15 protein-coding genes and 1 pseudogene are annotated in these 19,046 nt (G+C 71.9%); 3 read left to right on the top strand and 13 right to left on the bottom strand.

All coding sequences use genetic code 11. The annotated features are described in order from the left end of the window. Nucleotides 1-8: 8 nt before the first annotated feature. The 8 genes from OHB00_RS44440 to OHB00_RS44405 all read right to left on the bottom strand — a co-directional run bounded on the left by OHB00_RS44440 (nucleotide 9) and on the right by OHB00_RS44405 (nucleotide 13,119). Complete coding sequence (locus OHB00_RS44440; protein WP_406443735.1) at nucleotides 9-1,961, bottom strand: alginate lyase family protein; 1,953 nt, start codon at nucleotides 1,959-1,961, stop codon at nucleotides 9-11. Then, a complete protein-coding gene (locus OHB00_RS44435) occupies nucleotides 1,958-4,156 on the bottom strand; it encodes a bi-domain-containing oxidoreductase (protein WP_406443733.1) in 2,199 nt (732 codons plus the stop codon). Before OHB00_RS44435 ends, OHB00_RS44440 begins: the two co-directional genes overlap by 4 nt. A gap of 17 nt (nucleotides 4,157-4,173) precedes the next feature. Beyond that, on the bottom strand, nucleotides 4,174-6,108 hold the full coding sequence (asnB, locus tag OHB00_RS44430) for an asparagine synthase (glutamine-hydrolyzing) (protein ID WP_406443731.1): 1,935 nt from the start codon (nucleotides 6,106-6,108) through the stop codon (nucleotides 4,174-4,176). Nucleotides 6,109-6,111: 3 nt separating this feature from the next. After that, nucleotides 6,112-7,635 (bottom strand): Wzz/FepE/Etk N-terminal domain-containing protein, encoded by a 1,524-nt coding sequence (locus tag OHB00_RS44425; protein ID WP_406443729.1) that lies wholly within the window; start codon nucleotides 7,633-7,635, stop codon nucleotides 6,112-6,114. Beyond that, the gene (locus OHB00_RS44420; protein ID WP_406443727.1) at nucleotides 7,632-8,999 is read right to left on the bottom strand and encodes a polysaccharide biosynthesis protein; all 1,368 of its coding nucleotides are present in this window, start codon (nucleotides 8,997-8,999) and stop codon (nucleotides 7,632-7,634) included. The genes OHB00_RS44425 and OHB00_RS44420 overlap by 4 nt, the downstream gene beginning before the upstream one ends. After that, nucleotides 8,996-10,261, bottom strand: a complete 1,266-nt coding sequence (locus tag OHB00_RS44415) for a glycosyltransferase family 4 protein (RefSeq protein ID WP_406443725.1) — start codon at nucleotides 10,259-10,261, stop codon at nucleotides 8,996-8,998. The genes OHB00_RS44420 and OHB00_RS44415 overlap by 4 nt, the downstream gene beginning before the upstream one ends. After that, complete coding sequence (locus tag OHB00_RS44410) at nucleotides 10,251-11,567, bottom strand: nucleotide sugar dehydrogenase (protein ID WP_406443723.1); 1,317 nt, start codon at nucleotides 11,565-11,567, stop codon at nucleotides 10,251-10,253. Before OHB00_RS44410 ends, OHB00_RS44415 begins: the two co-directional genes overlap by 11 nt. A gap of 73 nt (nucleotides 11,568-11,640) precedes the next feature. Continuing rightward, entirely contained in the window at nucleotides 11,641-13,119 is a 1,479-nt protein-coding gene (locus tag OHB00_RS44405) for a sugar transferase (RefSeq protein ID WP_406443722.1), read from the bottom strand. A 1,148-nt stretch (nucleotides 13,120-14,267) separates the two neighbouring features. On the opposite strand from OHB00_RS44405, the gene OHB00_RS44400 reads away from it, so the two are divergent. Both OHB00_RS44400 and OHB00_RS44395 read left to right on the top strand, forming a co-directional pair. Further along, entirely contained in the window at nucleotides 14,268-14,681 is a 414-nt protein-coding gene (locus OHB00_RS44400) for a hypothetical protein (protein WP_406443720.1), read from the top strand. A gap of 38 nt (nucleotides 14,682-14,719) precedes the next feature. Then, nucleotides 14,720-15,412 carry a class I SAM-dependent methyltransferase gene (locus OHB00_RS44395; protein ID WP_406443718.1) on the top strand — a complete coding sequence of 231 codons (693 nt, stop codon included), beginning with the start codon at nucleotides 14,720-14,722 and terminating at the stop codon, nucleotides 15,410-15,412. Between the two features lie 38 nt (nucleotides 15,413-15,450). On the opposite strand, the gene OHB00_RS44390 is transcribed toward OHB00_RS44395, so the two are convergent. From OHB00_RS44390 to OHB00_RS44375, 4 genes and pseudogenes are all read right to left on the bottom strand, one after another. Further along, nucleotides 15,451-15,615 carry a hypothetical protein gene (locus tag OHB00_RS44390; RefSeq protein WP_406443717.1) on the bottom strand — a complete coding sequence of 55 codons (165 nt, stop codon included), beginning with the start codon at nucleotides 15,613-15,615 and terminating at the stop codon, nucleotides 15,451-15,453. Beyond that, nucleotides 15,612-16,673, bottom strand: a complete 1,062-nt coding sequence (locus OHB00_RS44385; protein ID WP_406446272.1) for a maleylacetate reductase — start codon at nucleotides 16,671-16,673, stop codon at nucleotides 15,612-15,614. The genes OHB00_RS44390 and OHB00_RS44385 overlap by 4 nt, the downstream gene beginning before the upstream one ends. A 5-nt stretch (nucleotides 16,674-16,678) precedes the next feature. Next, nucleotides 16,679-16,849, bottom strand: a pseudogene (locus OHB00_RS44380) (6-chlorohydroxyquinol-1,2-dioxygenase); the annotation flags it as partial. 128 nt (nucleotides 16,850-16,977) lie between these two features. Next, the gene (locus OHB00_RS44375; protein ID WP_406443715.1) at nucleotides 16,978-17,490 is read right to left on the bottom strand and encodes a hypothetical protein; all 513 of its coding nucleotides are present in this window, start codon (nucleotides 17,488-17,490) and stop codon (nucleotides 16,978-16,980) included. Nucleotides 17,491-17,620: 130 nt separating this feature from the next. On the opposite strand from OHB00_RS44375, the gene OHB00_RS44370 reads away from it, so the two are divergent. Continuing rightward, nucleotides 17,621-17,968, top strand: coding sequence for a cupin domain-containing protein (locus OHB00_RS44370; RefSeq protein ID WP_406443713.1), 348 nt, complete (start codon nucleotides 17,621-17,623; stop codon nucleotides 17,966-17,968). 24 nt (nucleotides 17,969-17,992) lie between these two features. Here the strand turns inward: OHB00_RS44370 and OHB00_RS44365 are convergent, their stop codons facing one another. Next, nucleotides 17,993-19,024: a LacI family DNA-binding transcriptional regulator gene (locus OHB00_RS44365; protein WP_406443712.1), complete on the bottom strand. Its 1,032-nt coding sequence runs from the start codon at nucleotides 19,022-19,024 to the stop codon at nucleotides 17,993-17,995. Nucleotides 19,025-19,046 lie beyond the last annotated feature (22 nt).

The raw sequence follows: 19,046 nt of genomic DNA, 5'->3' as shown, positions 1-19,046 counted from the left end.
GCGCCCCCCTAGCCGCGGAACCCGAGCACGGTGGTGAAGCCCTCCGTGCCGTCGGTGAAGCCGGAACCGACCAGCGTGGTGGCGGGTTCCTTGCGTCCGAAGCCGGCCGAGTACCAGCCCAGCACCGGATCGGTCTCGCCGCGGTGCGCCTGCCAGGACAGCTGCCCGGGCAGGTCGAGCACCGCGGAGCGGTCCTCGCCGTCCGTGGTCCAGGTGAGCCGTGCCCGGTTCCCCTCCAGGTCCGCGGTGACGGCCGGGCCGAGGTGGAACACCAGGTGTACGGCCCGGCCCGGACCGTGTTGGCCGCGGACCTCGTCGATCACCCGCAGCTCCCGGCGCGCGGCCGTCAGTTCCACCCGGCGGCGGTGCACGGAGCCCTCGTAGCCGTCGTGCTCGGCACACCAGGCGGCCACGTTTTCGCCGGCGGTGTCCACGGCCAGGACCCGGGTCTCGGCATGCCGGGTCCACAGGAACGGGCCGCCGGAGACGGACTGGTCACCGCCGTCCAGCTGCAGGGTGTTGTGGCCGAGGGTGGAGCGGAAGTACTGCCGCCACTCGGGCTGGCCGTGGTAGCAGTACGTCCCCGGGTCGGCGAGCACGTCGACACCGTCGTGCCGGACCTCCAACGACAGCGCGTCCGCGTGGGCGTGCGCGGCGATGGAGAGGAAGCCGTGCGGACCACCGTCGCAGCGGCACCAGATCTCCTCCGGCCCGCGCAGGATCGTCATGCCGGCGTCCGCGAAGTGCGCAGGCCGCTCCGCCGGACGGCGCGCGGACGGCTCGGTGGGTTTGATGAGCGCGGCGAGCAGCGGGGTGCGTACGTCGGTGCCGGTCACCGTCGGCCACCAGGGGAGCCGACCGAAGACGGCGTCGCCGGTGGCCAGCAGCGAGCCCCAGCGGTCGGTGCCCGCGCCGTCCACGACCAGGCCGTACCCGTCGTCCGCGTCCCCCTGACGCGGCGGCCGGAGCCGGTTGTCCACGATGGCCGCGAGCGCGTCCGTCATGCGCAGCAGCACCAGGCGGACCGACGCGGGGACCGGTACGCCGGCGGCGTCCGCCTCGGCCACCGCGGCCAGGCCGAGTTCGAGGACGAGGCCGTGGTACTCGGTGGCCAGCTCCCGGTTGATGCCGGAAAGGTAGGTGTTGCCACGCAGGTGCCGGTCCAGCGACCGCAGCGCGTCGGCCCGCCAGCGTCCCGACTCGGGGAACCAGTGGAAGGCGCAGGCCGCGGCGAACTGCCCGGCGGACTCGGCGATGACGTGGTTGTTCGCCGAGGACCCCCGGCTGGGGAAGGCGGCCAGCCAGCGCTGGTGGTGCCAGATCTGGTTCAGCGCCACCGGGTTGTCCTCGAACAGAGCGGCCGCGCCGGACCAGCCGTCCAGCAGCCGGCGGATCCACACCCAGGACAGCAGCCGGATGCCCAGCTCGATGCCGCTGATCCAGTGGACGCCGCGCAGCGGCGGGTTGGTCCGCCACCACGACCGCAGGTGCGCGGCCACCCGCTCGGCGTACCGCTCGTCCTCGGTGACCGCGTAGGCGGCGGCGAGCTGGGTGAGGTACTGGTGCCGGGACGGCTCCCAGATCTGCTTGATGTCCCCGACCGCGTCCTCGCTCCGGTACGGCACGTCGAAGGCGTAGCCGGCCGGAGCCCGGCGACCGGTCTTCGGGTCGAGCCACCAGTCCGGGTCGGCCAGGTCGTCGCGGACCACGCCGAAGTACGCGGCGTGCCCGTCCATGAGCCGGTCCGCGTCGGCGAGGAGACGTTTCACGGCGTCGGGAGGCAGAGCGGCGATCGTCCCGGCCGGCACGACCGCGGTGAAGCGCGCGCCGCTGACGCTCGGGCCCTCGGGCAGTGCCGAACGCCAGCGTCGCCGGCGCACCGCGTCGCCCACCCGGCCCGCGACCTCCTGCGGTCCCATCCGGGACAGCCGCCGCAGGTACCAGCCCGCGCTCATGGTCATCGCGCCCTCGCCAGCGTCACCGGGGCGCCGCTCGCCAGACCGGTCTGTACCGCGAGGGTGGCCGCCGTGGTGGCGACCAGCGACTGAAGCGGCACCGGCATCGGCCCGCCGGTCCGCACGGCCTTGACGAACGCGGCCAGTTCGGCGTTCTGGCCCTTGTCCCGGGCCTTGGGCAGCCGCGAACTGACCCACCGCTTCCGCCCGTACACCGAGGCGCGCACGAAGTCGTCCAGCCGCAGCGCGCGGCCGTCCGCGATCAGGTCCAGCGTCTCCTTGGGGAAGGCGGACGGGCCGGAGGTGACGTAGCTGATGGTGGCGGTGGACCCGTCCGGGTAGCGCAGCACGATCTGCAGGTCCTCGTTGCCGGACGGGGCGGTCGCGTACACGGACACCGGGTCGGCGTCGAGCAGCCAGCTCGCCGTGTCGATGAAGTGCCCGCCCTCGCCCACGAACCGCGAGCCCTCGGAGCCCTGCTGGAGGTACCAGCTGCCGTGGTCGAGGCGTCCGGCGTTGACCAGGTAGCGGAGGTTGGCCGGGCCGGTCCGGGCGCCGAAGCGCTGGCTGGCCTCCTGCAGCAGCGGCGCGAACCGCCGGTTGAAGCCCACCTGCAGCCGGTCGTTGCCGGACTCCTCCACCGCCGCGAGCACGCCGGCCAGCTCGTCCTCGGTGAGGGCGAGGGGCTTCTCCACGAAGACGGTCTTGCCGGCGAGGAGCGCCTTGCGGGTCAGTTCGGCGTGCGTGCTGTGCCGGGTGACCACGAACACCGCGTCGACGGACTTGTCGCCGAGCACGGCGTCGAGGTCGGTGGTCGCCTCCGCGAAGCCGAACTTCCGCTGTGCGTTGGCCGCGGACAGCGCCGTCGTGGTGACGACCCTCGACAACTCCACGCCTTCCCGCCGCGCCAGGTGCGGCAGCAGCATCGACGTCGCGTAGTTGCCCGCGCCGACGAACGCGATCCGCACGGGCGACTTGGCGAGCCGGGCCGGACTGAACTGCCCCTTCACGGTGGGCACGGCCACGGACGATGCCGCCGGTTCTGCCGCTTCCCCCGCTTCCCCCGCTTCCGCCGTGTGCGCGGGGTACCGGAACAGCACGGTCACGGCCTTCAGGTCGCCGTCCTTCAGGCGCTGGTACGTCTCGACGGCGTCGTCGAAGTCGGCGATGCGGGAGATCAGGGGTTCCACGTCGACGCTGCCGCGGGCGAGGAGGTCGAGGAAGCACGCCAGGTTGCGGCGCTCGGTCCAGCGCACGTAGCCGATCGGGTAGTCACGCCCCTCCAGCTCGTACGACGGGTCGTAGCGCCCGGGGCCGTACGAACGGGAGAACCGGACGTCGAGTTCCTTCTCGTAGTACGCGTTCCACGGCAGGTCCAGGCGGCACTTGCCGATGTCGACGACCCGGCCGCGGTCCCGGCAGAGCTTGGCGGCCAGCTCGACGGGCTGGTTGCTGCCGCCGCCGGCGGCCAGGTACACCTGGTCCACGCCGTGACCGTCGGTGAGTTCGGCGACGGCGTTCTCCACGGCCGCGGACGCCGGGTCGCCGCAGGCCATGGCGCCCAGCTGCTCGGCGAGTTCGCAGCGCGCCGGGTCGGGGTCGGCGCCGACGACGCGGACGCCCGAGGCGGTGAGGAGCTGCACCACCAGCTGCCCGATCAGCCCGAGACCGATCACCAGCGCCGCCTCGCCGAGCTGCGGCTCGCCCTGGCGGACGCCCTGCAGCGCGATCGACCCCACGGTGCCGAAGGCCGCGTGCCGCGGCGCGAGGCCGTCGGGGACGCGGGAGTAGAGGTTCTTCGGCACCCAGTTCAGCTCGGCGTGCAGCGCGTGCTCGTTGCCCGCGCAGGCGACGAGGTCGCCGACCTTCACGTCGTCGATGCCGGCGCCGACCTGCTCGACCACCCCGCACAGCGAGTAGCCCAGCGGTGTGTAGGAGTCCAGCTTGCCCATCACCTTGCGGTACGTGGCGGGCACGCCGTTGGTGGCCACGCTCTGCATGACCTTGGCCACCTGGTCCGGCCGGGAGCGGGCCTTGCCCAGCATCGACATGCCGGCCTCGGACACCTTCATGAGCTCGGTCCCCGTGGAGATCAGCGAGAAGGCGCTGCGGACCAGCACACCGCCCGGCTTGCACCCCGGCACCGGCACGTCGAGCACCGCCAGCTCGCCGCTCTTGTAGTTCTGTACAACCTGTTTCACCGGAACTCCCCTGTTTCCTAAGCCGTTTGCCGAGTGCTCTGGCCGGACCCAGAGGTCGCGTCGCGATACCAGTACTCGAGGGTCAGCACATGCCACAGATGCTTGGAGAAGTCCTGCTGCCCGGCGGCGTCCTCGGCGACCATCCGCGCCAGCGCGTCGCGGCGCAGGAACCCGGAGCGGACGAGCTCGCCGTCGTTGACCACCTCGCGCACCAGCGGCGCCAGATCCCGGCTCATCCAGGCGCGCAGCGGGGCGCTGAACAGGCCCTTGGGCCGGTACACGATCTCCCGGGGCAGGATCGAGGTGGCCGCCTCCTTGAGGACCGCCTTGCCCTGCCGTCCGACGATCTTGCGTTCGCCGGGCACGGCGAACGCCGCCTTGACGACCTCGACGTCCACATACGGAACGCGCACCTCGGTCGACGCGGCCATGCTGGAGCGGTCCGTGTACGTGAGGTTCAGGCCCGGCAGGAACATCCGGGCGTCGCCCAGGCACATGCGGTTGACGAAGTCGTCGAGCTCGTTGTCCGCGTAGACGTCCGCGTGTTCGGTCAGCACGTCGTCGACCGTCCCGGCCAGGTCCGGATCGATCAGGGCGAGCAGTTCGTCCCGGTCGTACATGGTGTAGCTGCGCCGGAACGCGGTCTCCTCCGGCAGATCGGCGAAGGAGAGGAACCGCTTGGCGAAGCGCACCGACCTCAGGCCCCGGCGGGACGTGGCGACCGGCAGCCGGTTCACGGCCGCGGAGACACCGCGCCGCAGGGGCCGCGGAACGCGCTGGTAGCGCAGGGCGAGCAGGTTGGCCAGGTGCTTGCGGTACCCGGCGAACAGCTCGTCGGCGCCCATCCCGGAGAGCATCACCTTGACGCCGGCCTCCCGGGCGGCCGTGCAGATCAGGAACGTGTTGATCGCGGCGGGGTCGCCGATCGGCTCGTCCAGGTGGTACGTCATCTGCGGCAGCAGGTCGAGCACGTTCGGAGCGATCTCGATCTCGTGCAGGTCGACGCCGAACCGCTCGGCCACCTGCCGGGCGTAGCGCAGGTCGTCCGGCATCGCCTCGAACCTGGCGTCCTCGGCCCGGAACCCGATCGTGTAGGCGGAGATCCCCGGCTGGTGGCGGGCCGCCAGCGCGGTCAGATAGCTGGAGTCGAGGCCACCCGACAGGAAGGTCGCGACCGGCACGTCGGAGAGCAGATGGCGCCGGGTCGACTCCTCGACGACGGCGGCCAGGTCCGGCTGCTCACCGGCCAGGGCCCGCTCCCGGCCCTCGGCGGCGACGTCCTTCAGGCTCCAGAACCGGCCCCGCTCGATGCTGCCGTCGGGCCGGCACTTCAGCCAGCTCCCCGGCGGCAGCTTCTCCGCCTCACGGAACGCGCACCGTGAGTCGGGCACCCAGTAGTACAGCAGCGAGGCCACCAGCGCCGCGTGGTCGACCTCCAGCGATCCGCCGGTCGCGCCGGCGAGCGCCTTGAGCTCGGAGGCGAACGCCAGGCCCTCGCCGCGCCGGAGCAGGAACAGCGGCTTGATGCCGAGCTGGTCGCGGACGAGCACCAGCTCGCCAGTTCGCTCGTCGAAGATGCCGAACGCGAACATGCCGCGCAGCCGGGGGAGACAGTCCGTGCCCCAGCGCCGCCACGCCTCAAGGAGCACCTCGGTGTCGGAGGTGCCGCGGAAGCGCACACCGGCGGCTTCGAGTTCGGCGCGCAGCTCGGGCGCGTTGTACAGCTCGCCGTTGTACGTCAGGGCGAGACCGCCCGAGACCATCGGCTGGGCGCCGGTCTCGGACAGGTCGATGATGGACAGCCGGCGGTGGCCGAGCTGCACTTCGCCGTCGCCGGCGGGATGGCCGTACCGGCCCGCCCCGTCTGGGCCGCGGTGGGCGAGGGTCTCGGTGAGCCGGTCGGTGACGATCTTCCCGTCCGGCCATCGGTAAGTGCCTGCGATGCCGCACATGTCCTACCGCACCTCCTGCTCGCTGTCCGGGACCCGTGCCGCCCACATCGGCTGCCGCTCCGTCCGCTGTCCCCGGCCCGCCCCGTTCTGCCGGGCGGGCCGGTCGTTCTGACCGCGCAGGGCGGTGTGCAGTCCGTCCCACAGCGTGCCGTCGGTCCGGTCGCGCGGATCTGGGTCGATCAGCACCACACCGATCACCGTGATGCGCTGGTCGGCGAGTTGCCGCGCCACGGTGTGCAGCCAGGCGGCGCTGCCGTGCCCGGCCCGCACGACGAGCACGGTCTGGGTGCCGAGGTACCGCAGGTCGGTCCACGCCGTGCCGGGCGCCACCGAGCCGACGCCCAGCGCGCGCTCCTGAGGCGATCGGGCCCCGGCGCGCTCGCCGCTGGCCACGGTCGGGTCTCCCGGTTTGGAGCGGCGGCCGGAGAGCTGCGAGCCGGGCAGACCGTCGATGACGACCACCGGCCCCTGCGACGCCAGGACCCTGGCGAGGTCCAGGGCGATCACGCTCGTGCCGCGCGCACAGCCCAGCTCCAGCAGCGACACCGGTTCCGTGGAGCCGCGCACGGTGCGCGCCAGGGATCCGGTGAGGCGTTCGCGGGCTGCCTGGTTCCGCCGACGGCGCCACACTCGGGGCGACCGGTGGGGGAGTTCCGCGATGACGGAGGCGCCGAGGTTCGCCGCGATCTCCCGGCGCAGCACGGGGCGGTCCGCCACCACCGCGCCTACCGAGGCCACCGCGAGCCCGAGGACGAGCCCGAGGACGAGCCCGATCGCGCCGTCGGTGACAGCGGCCTTGGGCAGGGACTGCCGCACCGCATGTGGTGCGTCCACGATCTGTGTGCCGGCGATGAGCTGGGGTGTGCCGATGCTCGCCTCCGCGGCCCGCTCGCCGAAATCGGTGATCTTGGAGGTGAGGTCGGCCCGGCGGGCGAAGAGCGTCTCCAGATCCGCCGCCGTCTGCCCCCCGCTCGCCGTCGATCCTTCTCCGATCGCCTTGTTGACCTGGGCGAGTTCGTCCCGCAGCCGGTCACGCTGGGTGAGGAGGGCCTTGGCCTCGGCGTTCGAGCTCTCCTGTATCCGCCGCACGTGGTCCGCGACGAACGCGTCGGCCAGCGCCTTCGCGCGGGCCTCCGCCTCGGCGTCGCTGGCACCTGTCGCAGTGATCTGCAGCAGGTTGTTGGTCAGACCGGCGCCGCTGTAGTCCCGCATGAAGGTCTCTGGTTTTTCCGGGGACTTGAGGGCCTTGAGGGCGGCATTGGCGATCCGCGTGGTATGCAGCAGCGCGACGTCGGTGCGGATCAGCGTTCCGGGGTCGGTCGGCTGGTCCTGCGCGTGCGCGACCAGCACCTTGGTCACCGCGCTCGGGGGCGCCGGCTTCAGGATCGCCACCGCCGACCCGATCAGCAGGCCGATGAGCGCCAGGGCGCTCCACAGGCGGCGGCGCCTGCGCACCGCCACCACCAGTGTGTGCAGGTCAAGGAGCGGGACTGCGACCGTCGACTCCGAAGTCGTGCTCGTCGTCACGCTGGACCTCCCGTTCCGTGACCCGGCAGCGCGAGCGCCAGGGTGGCGTCGTCCGGAAGCTGGCTGGAGGGCCGTGTGGGGCGGGCCAGGACCAGGCCGGCGACGACGATGCCGACGACCTCGTGTCTGGCGTCCGCACACGCCTCGGCGATGCCGGCGAGTTCCTCCGCGGTCCAGCTGCCCGCGCTGAGGACGACCAAGGCGCCGGACTCGGCCTCGTGGTCCGGAACTGTCGGCCGGTCCACCGAAACCTCCACCACTCGCAGCTGCAGACCGTTCTTGGCCTCGGCGGCAAGCTGCCCTGCGGCCCGGCGGGCCGTCTCGTCGCCGTCCGGCACGACGACCAGCAGCTTCTGGGCTCCCGGCAGTCGCTCCTTCAGACGGGCGCACACCCGCCGGTAGCGGATCCGGCTGCCGGCCTGGTCGCCGGACTTCCGCGGGGCGGGCATGTCCCACCGTTTGTCCGTACCGAGGAGGCGCCGGATCAGGGCTCGTGAGCCCCCGCCTTTCGGCCGGCGCGCAGGCCGTTCAGCGGGCACGTCGACGGTGCCGAGGAGAGTCGAGCCCAGCGCCGCGGCGATCTCCGGTTCGGTGCGCAGTCGGCGGTTCATCCGTACTGCGACGAGATGGCCGATGAGCGCGACCAGGAAGAACAGCAGCGCCCCGGCGATGATGAGCTGCAGCCTTGTAGGCGGCGCCTCGCCGGTCGGCCTCGGGGCCGGCCCCATGACGACCATGCCTGTTTTGTCGGTGGCGGGGTCGGCCTGGTCCAGCTTCTGCATGGCGTCCTCCAGCGAGCTGCGCAGCTGCTCCAGCTCGGTGCGGGCCTGCACGCTCTCCACGGTCTGTCCCGAATCGGCCCCCTTGGCCAGCTGACTGATGCGACGGTTGGTGTCCGCCACCTGCTTCCGCAGTGCCTCGGTCGCCGACGCCACCGGGTCGGTGCTGTTGCCCGAGACTTTCGTGGCGAAGGCGACGAACTGCTGTGCCACCTGATCGGAGAGACGCTGTGCGCGCGTCGGGGTGTCGGCCGTACCCGAGATCTTGATGATGTTCCCGTCCGCCGCCTTGGCGGTCACCCGGTCCTGCAGCGTGGTGCCGCTGACGCCGGACCAGTGCAGGGCGGCGGCCGTGCGGTCGAGCACCGCCGAACTGGTGGCGATGTCCACCTGGGTCAGCAGCTGGCGGTCCTCCCACTGCCCCGACAGCAGTACTGGTGCCGACGCGGTGTATCGCGTAGGGAACACCGCCACCGAGGCGCCGTAGCCGACGAGTGCGCCGACCACGGCGAGGGCGACGAGAAGTCGCCAACGCCAACGCAGTATCCGCCCGATGGTGGCTAGGCGGATCGTGTCTTCATTCAACGCCGCAGCCTCTTCCTCGTGCGGACCGGGTCGCCCGCTGACTCCGTGGTTCGATCGCGGCTCGCGGCGGCGTAGGCGGCGAGAAGCGACGCTTGCGAGTTGCGCCACGACAGCGGACCGCTGATCCGCTCCTGGCCGATCTTCCCCATCCGGGCCCGCTTCTCCGGATCGTCCAGCAGCACCGTGATCAGCTTGGCGAACTGGGCCTCGTCGTTGGCGGGCGCGTAGACGGCGGCGTCACCGGCGGAGACGCGCGCCTCCTTCAGGTCGAACGAGACGATCGCCCGGCCGATCGCCATGTACTCCAGGACCTTGTTCATGGTCGACACGTCGTTGAGCGGATTGCGCGGGTCGGGGGAAAGGCAGACGTCGGCGGTGGACAGGTAGCGCACCAGGTCGGCGTCCGGAATGCGTCCGGTGAACTGCACCTGATCCGTGAGGCCGAGCTCCCGGGACAGCTCCACCATCGCGTCGAAGGCGTCGCCGGAGCCGACGAACACCGCATGCCAGTCGGTCCGCCCGACCTCGTCGCGGAGTTTCGCAAGGGCCCGCAGGGCGTAGTCGACGCCGTCCTGAGGTCCCATGACGCCCAGATAGCACAGCAAATGAGGCTTGCCGCGCTTCAACTCCTGCTCGGGCGGGACCGGTTGGAACCGCTCGACGGCGGGCGCGCTGCGCACCACGAAGACGTCGTCGGGCCGCCGGCCGCCGCGGCGTATCGCCACTTCCCGGTAGCTCTCGTTCGTGGCCAGGACGACGTCCGCGGCCCGGTAGGTCCGCCGTTCCAGTGCGCACACGGCGCGGTAGAGCAGGTCCTGGCCGCGGTCGAACCGGGAGAGATACAGCTCGGGTACCAGGTCGTGCTGGTCGAAGACGAACCGTGCGCCGCGTCGCTTCAGCCACAGGGCCGGCAGGAACAGCAGGTCGGGCGGGTTGCAGGCGTGGACCACGTCGACCGGGCCGACCTTGCGGGCCAGCCGGGCGGTGTGCCACAGCGCCGATCCGTACTCCTTCAGGTAGCCGGCCGGTCCTCCGGTGGCCGCGCGCAACGGGTAGCGGTGGATCCGCACCCCGCCGATCTCCGCCTCCGGCTCCGTGTCGCGTTTGCTGCCCTGCGGACAGATGACGTCCACCGTCCAGCCCGCGTCGCGCAGCGTCGTGCATTCCTGCCACACCCGCCGGTCGAACGGCACCGACAGGTTCTCCACCAGGATCAGCGCGCGCCGTTTCGACCCGTCGCGGCTGACTGCGTTACCAAGCAAGGCCCATGTACCCCGGTTCGGTCCGGCGCGTCTCGGCGTCGGGAAGGCGGATGAGGTCGACGATCACGGGTCCTTCGCCGTGGGGCAGCGCCGCCAGCACGGCCGGCTCCCTGGTCCCGACCAGGCACACCTCGGCGTGGTCGAGCACCTCCTCGACGGAGTCCGCGAGCAGCTGCGCGAGGTGCGGCAGCCGGGTCTCGATGTACTCGCGGTTCGCGCCGATCAGCCGGGAGAGGCTCACGTTGGCGTCGTAGATCCGCAGGTCGTACCCCTTGCCGAAGAGCCGCTCCGCCAGCTCGACGAGCGGGCTTTCACGGAGGTCGTCGGTGCCGGGTTTGAAGGACAGCCCGAACAGACCCACCCGGCGCTTGCCGGTGCGCTCGACCAGGTCCACCGCGCGCTGCAGATGGTCGGAGTTGGAGGTCAGCACGTGGGCGAGGATGGGTACCGAGACATCGGCCCGCTGTGCCGCGTGGACCAGGCTGCGCAGGTCCTTGGGCAGGCAGGAGCCGCCGAAGGCGAAGCCGGGCCGCAGGTAGGCGGGGCTGATGTTCAGCTTGCGGTCGGACAGGAACACGTCCATCACCTGGTGCGAGTCCACGCCGAGCGCCTGGCAGACCGCGCCCAGCTCGTTCGCGAAGCCGATCTTGAGGCCGTGGAAAGCGTTGTCCGCGTACTTGATCGCCTCGGCGGTCGGGACCGGCACCCGGAACACCTCGCCGGGCAGGCCGTCGTACAACGCCGTCACCGCGTCGCCGCTTGCCGCGTCGAGTTCGCCGACGACGGTCTTGGGCGGGTCGAAGAAGTCCCGCACGCTCGTGCCCTCGCGCAGGAACTCCGGGTTGACCGCGACCCCGAAGTCCACGCCGGCCGTGCCACCCGTGTGCTTCTCCAGGATCGGTACCAGCAGGTTCAGGCAGGTGCCCGGCAGCATGGTGCTGCGGAACACGACGGTCTGCCGTCCGCCCCGCTCGGCGAGCGCGGCACCGATCTCCTCGGTGACCCGCTCCAGGTACGTGGTGCACAGGCTGCCGTTGGGCTCCGACGGCGTGCCCACGCAGACCAGCGACACCTCGCTGTCCGCGATCGCCTCACGGACGTCGCGGGTGGCGCGCAGGGCTCCGGTGCGCACGACCTCGGCGAGGAGCTCGCCGATACGTTCCTCCACCACCGGAGCCTTGCCGTCGTTGACCAGGTCGACCTTCACCTGGTTGACGTCCACTCCGATGACTTCGTGACCCATGCTGGCCAGGCACGCGGCTGATACGCAGCCCACGTAGCCGAGCCCGAAAACGCTGACTCTCATGACCCGTCCCTCCCCCCAGGCAGGCCCTTGTGGCCTGCGGTCCGCGCGTCGGCCTGACGACGCCCCCCGCGCATCAGTAGGCCCCCTGCCCGTGGAGCACCGCACGCATGGTCTTCCACAAGATCACCGTGTCGAGGGCGAGCGACCAGTCCTCCACGTACCGCAGGTCGAGGCGGACCGCCTCCTCCCACGGCAGGTCGCTGCGTCCGCTGATCTGCCACAGGCCGGTGAGGCCGGGCTTGACCAGCAGCCGCCGCCGGATGTCCGGGTCGTACGCGGCGCACTCCTCCGGCAGCGGAGGCCGCGGGCCGACGAGCGACATCGCTCCGGTGAGCACGTTGAGGAGCTGCGGGAGTTCGTCGATCGAGTACCGGCGCAGCACGGCTCCCACCCGGGTCACCCGCGGGTCCCGGCGGACCTTGAACAGCAGCCCCGCGCCCTCGTCGCGGTCGGCGAGCTCGGCACGGGCCCGGTGCGCCCCGACGACCATGGTGCGGAACTTGAGAATCGTGAACTCCCGGCCGTCCTTGCCGACCCTGCGCTGACGGTAGAAGGCCCCGCCCCGGCTGTCCGCCAGCACAAGCAGCGCGACGAGGGCCATCAGCGGTGCGAACAGCATCAGCAGGACGGCCGCGCCGACCCGGTCGACGACCTCCTTGATCGCCCGGCGGCCCCCGGTGAAGGTCGGCAGGCTGACCCGCAGCAGCGGGATCCCGAGCACCGCGTCGACGTGCAGCCGCGGACCGGCCACCTCCATCAGCACCGGGGCCACGACCATCTCGGCGTCGCTGCCTTCGAGGTTCCAGGCCAGCCGCTGCAACCGGTCCGGCGTCCAGTGCGGGTCCGGCGTGACCGCGACGACCCGGTAGCCCTCGTGGCGGACATGCTTGGCGACGTCCGTCAGCCGGCCCACCACCGGCACTCCGTCCAGTTCGTCACCGTCGAGCCCGCGGCCGTCCGTCGTGCACACCGCCGCCACCCGCCAGCCGATGTGCGGGTACTTGCGGGTCCGGGTGATCAGGTCGCACACGGTGGCCGGGCTGCCGGCGGCGAGCACCGGTCTCAGACACCACCCTTCCTTGCGCCGTCTGTGCAGGGAGAGGCGGAGCAGATACCGCTCGGACATGGTGACGAGTCCGAGCGCGGGGATCGCGACGAAGATCCAGAGCTTGATGTTGCGCGAGGTGAGGGCGATCCCGCCGAGTGCCAGTACGACGGTCGCCGCGAACAGCGAGCGTCCGAGCCGGCGGAATTCCTCGGCCCCCTGGCCGAGCACGGCCGGGGCCCACGCCCGGCCCACCGCGAGCGCCGACAGCACGAGCAGCTCGGTGCCGAAAGCGAGAATCTCCCACTTCTCGTGCCAGTTGGCCGCGTCCCGAGCCCCGAAGAACTCGCCGATACCCGCCACCACGAAGGCGGTGGCCACGGTGTCGCTGATGATCACGGTACGTCTGTACCGCTGCTCCCACTCGGTCGCCGGCCTGTCGATCTCCCCGTTCGACAGACGCCCGCGCGCCGGCGGAAAAGAGCCGACTAGTCCCCCCTGTCGCACAGAACCCCCCGGTCCCCAGTGGTTCGACATGGTGCCCTGACACGCTTCCTCCCCCGGGAGGCCCCCCGGCTCCCCGCGCCGCGCTGTTCTCCCGTGGGTGCCCCCGCCCCCGCGGAAGACATCCCGGCTTTCTCAGCGCTCCTGCACGAACCCGCTCTTGTCGCAGCGGACCCGCGTGCCCAGCATGGCTCTCAGGGTGCTCCGGGAGGCCGCCGGAACCTCGGATGCTCCCCGCACCCCAAGCCCCCTTCGACCCCCACGGTTGATCACCCCCACGTCTGACGCCAGAGACGCGGCTATCGGTCGTCTGTATCGCCGGACCAATAGATCATCATTTGTCGCCTCGTGTCCCAGCATGTGCGAAGCAGGGTCAATCTAGACCATCGGGGCCCACCTGGAGAGAGGGTTGTGTGGAATTTGTGGTCTTGATTTGAAGCCGGGTCAACGGAAAGGGAACCGCCCGCGGATGCCCGGGCGACGGAAGGCGCGCCTTGTGACCTGCGGTGACGTAAGCTCTCCCAGGCCGCCCCCACCGGCTGACCGGAGGCGTCCGGTCACTGCCAACTGGGGGGCGTTCAGCGCATGTTCGGCGGATTCTCACCGGGTGCGGCACGGGGCGGCGGCTGTGGAGGGGCGGTCGGCGGCACATCCGGACGATCGCGCAGCCGCAGCAGCACGCCGCCGGAGCGCACCCGATCAGCCTGCGGCGTCGCACCCCCTCAGCTTCGGCCGGCTCCCGCCAACTCCCGCCACAGACGTGCACGTTCGAGCAGCGCCCCGGGCAACGCCGACGGCCGACGACACCCCCTGAGCCGATCTCCCCCAAGAAAGCCCTTCCTGTCCAACGGAGCGGCCGTCCTGTGCGACCGCCCCCGAGCCGGCGAATTTTCCGCTCGGCCCCTCACACCCGGAATTCCGGCGACTTTCCGCCTTCCGTCTTCCCGCGCCGTGAAACAAAGGGAGAAAAAAATGACTGGTCAGGAATCAGTGATCCTTCCGTCTGAAGTGAGGGCGATTCACATCCGCTGCGGCTTTCCGGGCCCAGGCCGTCGGGGAAATCGGCAGCCGTTCCGGGGGGTCGGCGCCGTGGTTCCGGGACCGGCTGCGCATCCTGACCGCGCAGGCCCGGTTCCCCCAGGGACAGCCAGGTGGTCGCCGTCGATCCCTCCCAGGAGCACACACACGATGTCCTGGTCGGGGCCGAGACGGGAACCGGTTTCCAGGTCGCCGAGAGCACGCCGGAGGGAGCGCGCCGCCTGGTGGTCGAGGACACCCGGCACGCCTGCGAAACCGCCTGCGCCGCGCTGCCCCACTACTCGCGGCTCGTTCCCGAGGACGGTTTCTTCGTGATCGAGGACGGCGTGGTCGACGACCCCGGGCCGTGCGTCGGCATCAGGCCGCCGGGCGAGGCCGGCGGAGTCGTGCCGGCCGTGCGGGACTGGCACCCCGGTAGCCGTGAAAGCGCGTTCGAGAGGCGAACAGCCCTCATTAGGTACGGCATTTACCGCCGCGACGTGAGGCCGCGCCGCACAGCGGAAGCGGTTTCCGCTCCAGGCACCTGAGCGCGGCCGGCGCGTCGCGCGACGCGCCCGGTGGCAGCATGACCATCTCCGGCCAAGCCCCCCGGGAGGCGTCCGCCATGTCCGACCTCGACAGCCAGGTTCCCTACTGGGATGCCGCCGCGGCGACCAAGACGTTCACCCATCCACTGCATCTGCCCTGGCTCGACGGGATCGGCAGGCACGCCGCGATCCTCGACTACGGGTGCGGTTACGGCCGCACCATGGCGGACCTCCGACGGTCCGGTTTCGACAACCTCACGGGCGTCGACACCTCGCCGGGAATGATCGCACGGGCCCGCCGTCTGCACCCCACCATGCGCTGTGCGGTCCTGGACGCGCCACCGGCCCTGCCCTGCCCCGACGCCGGCTTCACCGCGGTCCTGCTCTTCGCCGTGCTGACCTGCGTCCCCGGCGACGACGCCCAGCACCGCCTGATCGGCGAGCTGTACCGTGTCCTCAGGCCCGGCGGAGTCCTCTACGTCAGCGACCTCCTGCTGCAGCACGACGAACGCAACCGCAGCCGCTACGAAAGCTGCGCCGGCCGCTACGCCGGCTACGGCGTCTTCGAAACCGGCGACGGCGCCGTCTGCCGCCATCACTCCCGCGAGCGGCTCTCCACCCTGCTCAGCAGGTTCGAAACCGTCGGCACCCGGACCATCCCGGTGCCCACCATGAACGGGCACACGTCGACAGGGATCCAGATCCTCGCCCGCAAGCCCGCGGCGACATGACCGCCGCCGCCCGGCGCGGCGACGGGTTGCCGGGTCGGCTACGCCTGCGACACGGATGCGATGTCCGTGTTCAGATCACTGTCGAGGACCTGATCACGGGTCTCCTCGGCGATCTCCCTGGCCTCCGCGAATCGACACAGCGCCGAAGCGGTGCCGCCGAGGGCGATGCCGAGCAGGCAACCGGCGGCGGCCCCTGCCGTCACGTCCGGGCCGGGGTGCCCTCGTAGGCCGCTCGCAGGACGGTCAGTGCGTCGTCGGTCGTGACCGGTCGGGGGTTGGCGTACGGCTGGCCGGCGACCTGGGCGGCGGCAGTGGCCAGGTCTGCTTCCTTCAGGCCGAGTTCGGCGAGGGAGCGGGGTGCGCCGAGGTGGGCCGCCAGTTCCTGGAGGGCGGTCGGGGCGTCGGCCGCGCCGAGCGCCCGGGCCACGGCGGCGGCCGCCTCCGGGGCAGCCGGCGCGTTGAAGGCGAGGGCGTACGGCAGGACCACCGTGTGGGTCTCGGCGTGCGGGAGGCCGAAGGTGCCGCCGAGGACATGGCACAGCTTGTGGTGCAGGCCCATGGTGGTGGCGCCGAGGCAGGCCCCGCACAGCCAGGCGCCGTACAGGGCGCGGGAGCGGGCCGGTACGGCGTCCGGGGCGACGACGATCTCCGTCAGGGCACCCGCCAGCGCCCGCACGCCTTCCTCGGCCATCAGCGCGACCAGCGGCGAGCCGTCGGGGGCGTACAGCGCCTCGACGGCGTGGGCGAGGGCGTTGATCCCGCTGGTCACCGAGAGCGGTACGGGCAGCGAGAGGGTGACCTCGGGGTCGTAGACGACGCTGCGCGGCAGGACGACGGGGTCGCGGCCGGTGCGTTTGACGCCGTGCTCGGTCAGGCCCCAGACCGGGGTCATCTCGGAGCCGGCATAGGTCGAGGGCACGGCGATCAGCGGGAGGCCGGTGCGCAGGGCGACGGCCTTGCCGAGGCCGATGGCCGAGCCGCCGCCGACGGCCACGCAGCCGTCGGCGCCCGCGGCCCGGGCCGCCTCGACGCCCCGGTCGGCGACCTCCGCGGGGACGTGCATCCGGGCCCCGGTGTGCAGGCCCGCGCAGGCCGGGCCGAGCGAGTCGGCGACCGCCCGCGCGGTGTCCGCGCCCCGCTCGCCGCTGATCACCAGCAGCCGCCGCAGCCCGAGGTGCCTGGCTTCCCCGGCGGGCGCGGTGAGCGCGGCGCCGGGCCGGAAGACCACCCGGGCGGGCCTGGTCTCGTACACGAAGTCCAAGGGGTTCACGAGCGCTCCAGGACCAGGTCGAAGCGGGCGTGCCGGAACGGGTTCGGCACGCCGTACTCGCCGGCCAGGGCCGGGTCGTCGGTCGGGGTGAAGTCCTTGACCAGGCTCTCCTTGACCGCGAACACCGCGTCGGAGTCCAGGTGGGCGCCGCCGGCGACGAAGATGTGCGCGCCGGTGCCCCGGAGGCTGTCGACGGCCTCTGCGGTGACTGCGTCTTCGGTGGTCATGCCGGCTCCTTGCGCGGAGGAACAGTGCCCTTGCCCTTGGGTGATCGTAAACCGATGGTCCGCCGCGGCTACTTGATGAGCGCGTTGGCCACGACCACGATCACCCCGAGCATCGCGTCCACCATGCCGATCAGCGCGGCGGCCGGCCAACTCCGGGCCGACCAGCGGGCGGTGACGAGGCCGAGGCCGAACAGGATCACGATGTTCAGGATGAAGGCCGGATACTCGACGCCCTTGGGCGGCCACCAGCCCCAGCCGGCGCCCGCGAGCAGGAAGACCGTGGGCAGGACGGCCGTGACCAGCGGCCACTCGTCGGCCAGGGCGTGCAGCGCGTCCCAGCGCCGGTGCGGGGCCCGCTCGGCGATGTAGTGGGCGTAGCCGTGCGCCAGGGCGGAGGCACAGGCGGTGACCAGGAGCCAGAGGGCGTCGTAACGGCGGCTGGCCTCGGAGGTGTGGCCGTACTGGGTGAGCGCGGCCACCATCGAGCAGGCCAGCACGGCGCCGTAGACGCCGCCGAACAGAACGGCCTCGCGGGTGTCGTGCGCGCGCGGCTGCGTCCCGGCCGTCGTGGAGTCAGCCATGTCCTCCACGATCACCCGGGCCGGTCCCGGCCGCCACCGGGCCCGGCCCGACGAAGTGTCCTCCCACCAGGCCGGATGCCCCACACCCTGTCCACGGCGGGGCGACCGGCCGGCTCGCTAGGGTCGCCGTATGACGACGCACAGCTTCGCCCTGCACATCCCCGGCGCCGAGCTCGAACCCGACCCGCTCGATCCGGCGCAGATCGTCTCCGGCACGCCCGAGGTCACCGGGAAGGTGGTCTGGGAGTCGGCGGACGGCAGGCAGATCCGCGGGATCTGGCAGATCACCCCGGGCGTGGTCACCGACACCGAGGCGGACGAACTGTTCGTGGTGGTCAGCGGCTCGGCGACGGTCGAGGTCGAGGGCGGGCCGACGTTCACCGTGGGCCCCGGGGACATGGCCGTACTGCGCGCGGGCGACCGCACCACCTGGACGGTGCACGAGACGCTGCGCAAGGCGTACGCGATCAGTCTGTGAGGGCCCGGCGAGGCGTGGGCACGCTCAGCGGTTCGTGGGCGCGGGCATGTTGTAGGGGGTGACCACCTGGATCGCCGACGGCAGTGTCGGGCCCGCCGGGGGCAGCGCGCCCTGGGCCCGCATCACCAGGTGGCAGGCCTCGCGCATGTCCTGGCGCAGATCGTGGTGGAGGACGGCGGACAGGCGGTGCTCACGCAGCAGCCGGGTGTTGTCGTGGTCGAGGTCGTGGGCGACGAACACGGCGCACTCCCGGCCGAGGTCGGCGAAGGCGCGCAGGGTCGCGATGTTGCCGCCGCCGATCGAGTAGACGGCGCGGATCTCCGGGTCGCGCTCCAGGGCGGCGCGGACCAGGTCGTACTGGGTGGCGTCCAGTCCCTGCCCCTCGGCGATCTCGACCAGGACGCGGTCGGGGTGTCTGGCCCGCATGGCGCTGCGGAAGCCCATCTCACGCTCCTCCTCGTTGCGGAAGAAACCGCTGCTGAGGCTCGTGAGGACATTGCCGGGCCGGTCGCCGAGCCACTGGCCCATCAGGTAGGCGGCGGTGGCGCCGGCGGCCCGGTTGTCGCTGCCGACGTAGGCCAGCCGGCCACTGGCGGGCAGGTCGGTGACGAGGGTGACGACCGGGATGTCCGCCGTTCTGAGGCGCCCGACGGCGGCGGTGACCTCGGGGACGTCCGGCGCCTTCAGGATCACGCCCTGCGAGCCGCGGCGGGCTATCCGGTCCAGGGTTCGTACCAGCTCCTCCACCGGCCCGGTCTCCCGGAAGTGGAACCGGGACCGCACCACCGCCGGGTGCAGTGCCGGCAGCTCGGCCTCCAGCGCGCCGCGCACCGCCGTGGTGAACCGTTCGGGCGCCTGCATCACGATGTCGACCATGAAGGTACGGCCCACCAGCCGCACCTGGGTGCGCTGCCGGTCCAGATCGGCGATGGCGCGCTCCACCTCGCGGGCGGTGCTCTCCCGGACGCCGCCCCTGCCGTTCAGCACCCGGTCCACGGTGGCCTCGCTGAGCCCTGCCTGACGGGCGATCTCACGGATGGGGAAGGGGTGGCCCACGAGCTGCCTCCTTGAGGGGTTT

This window comes from Streptomyces sp. NBC_00631, from assembly GCF_045206895.1.
In the GTDB taxonomy this organism is placed as follows: Bacteria; Actinomycetota; Actinomycetes; order Streptomycetales; family Streptomycetaceae; genus Streptomyces.
The sequence above is the reverse complement of the archived record's forward strand: the minus strand, read 5'-3'. Positions and strand labels throughout refer to the sequence as shown.

Bases quoted from the DNA above. Each gene is read 5' to 3' on its own strand.
- OHB00_RS44440 (WP_406443735.1), bottom strand. From the start codon at position 1,961: ATGACCATGAGCGCGGGCTGGTACCTGCGGCGGCTGTCCCGGATGGGA.
- asnB (WP_406443731.1), bottom strand. From the start codon at position 6,108: ATGTGCGGCATCGCAGGCACTTACCGATGGCCGGACGGGAAGATCGTC.
- OHB00_RS44410 (WP_406443723.1), bottom strand. From the start codon at position 11,567: ATGAGAGTCAGCGTTTTCGGGCTCGGCTACGTGGGCTGCGTATCAGCC.
- OHB00_RS44395 (WP_406443718.1), top strand. From the start codon at position 14,720: ATGACCATCTCCGGCCAAGCCCCCCGGGAGGCGTCCGCCATGTCCGAC.
- OHB00_RS44375 (WP_406443715.1), bottom strand. From the start codon at position 17,490: ATGGCTGACTCCACGACGGCCGGGACGCAGCCGCGCGCGCACGACACC.
- OHB00_RS44370 (WP_406443713.1), top strand. From the start codon at position 17,621: ATGACGACGCACAGCTTCGCCCTGCACATCCCCGGCGCCGAGCTCGAA.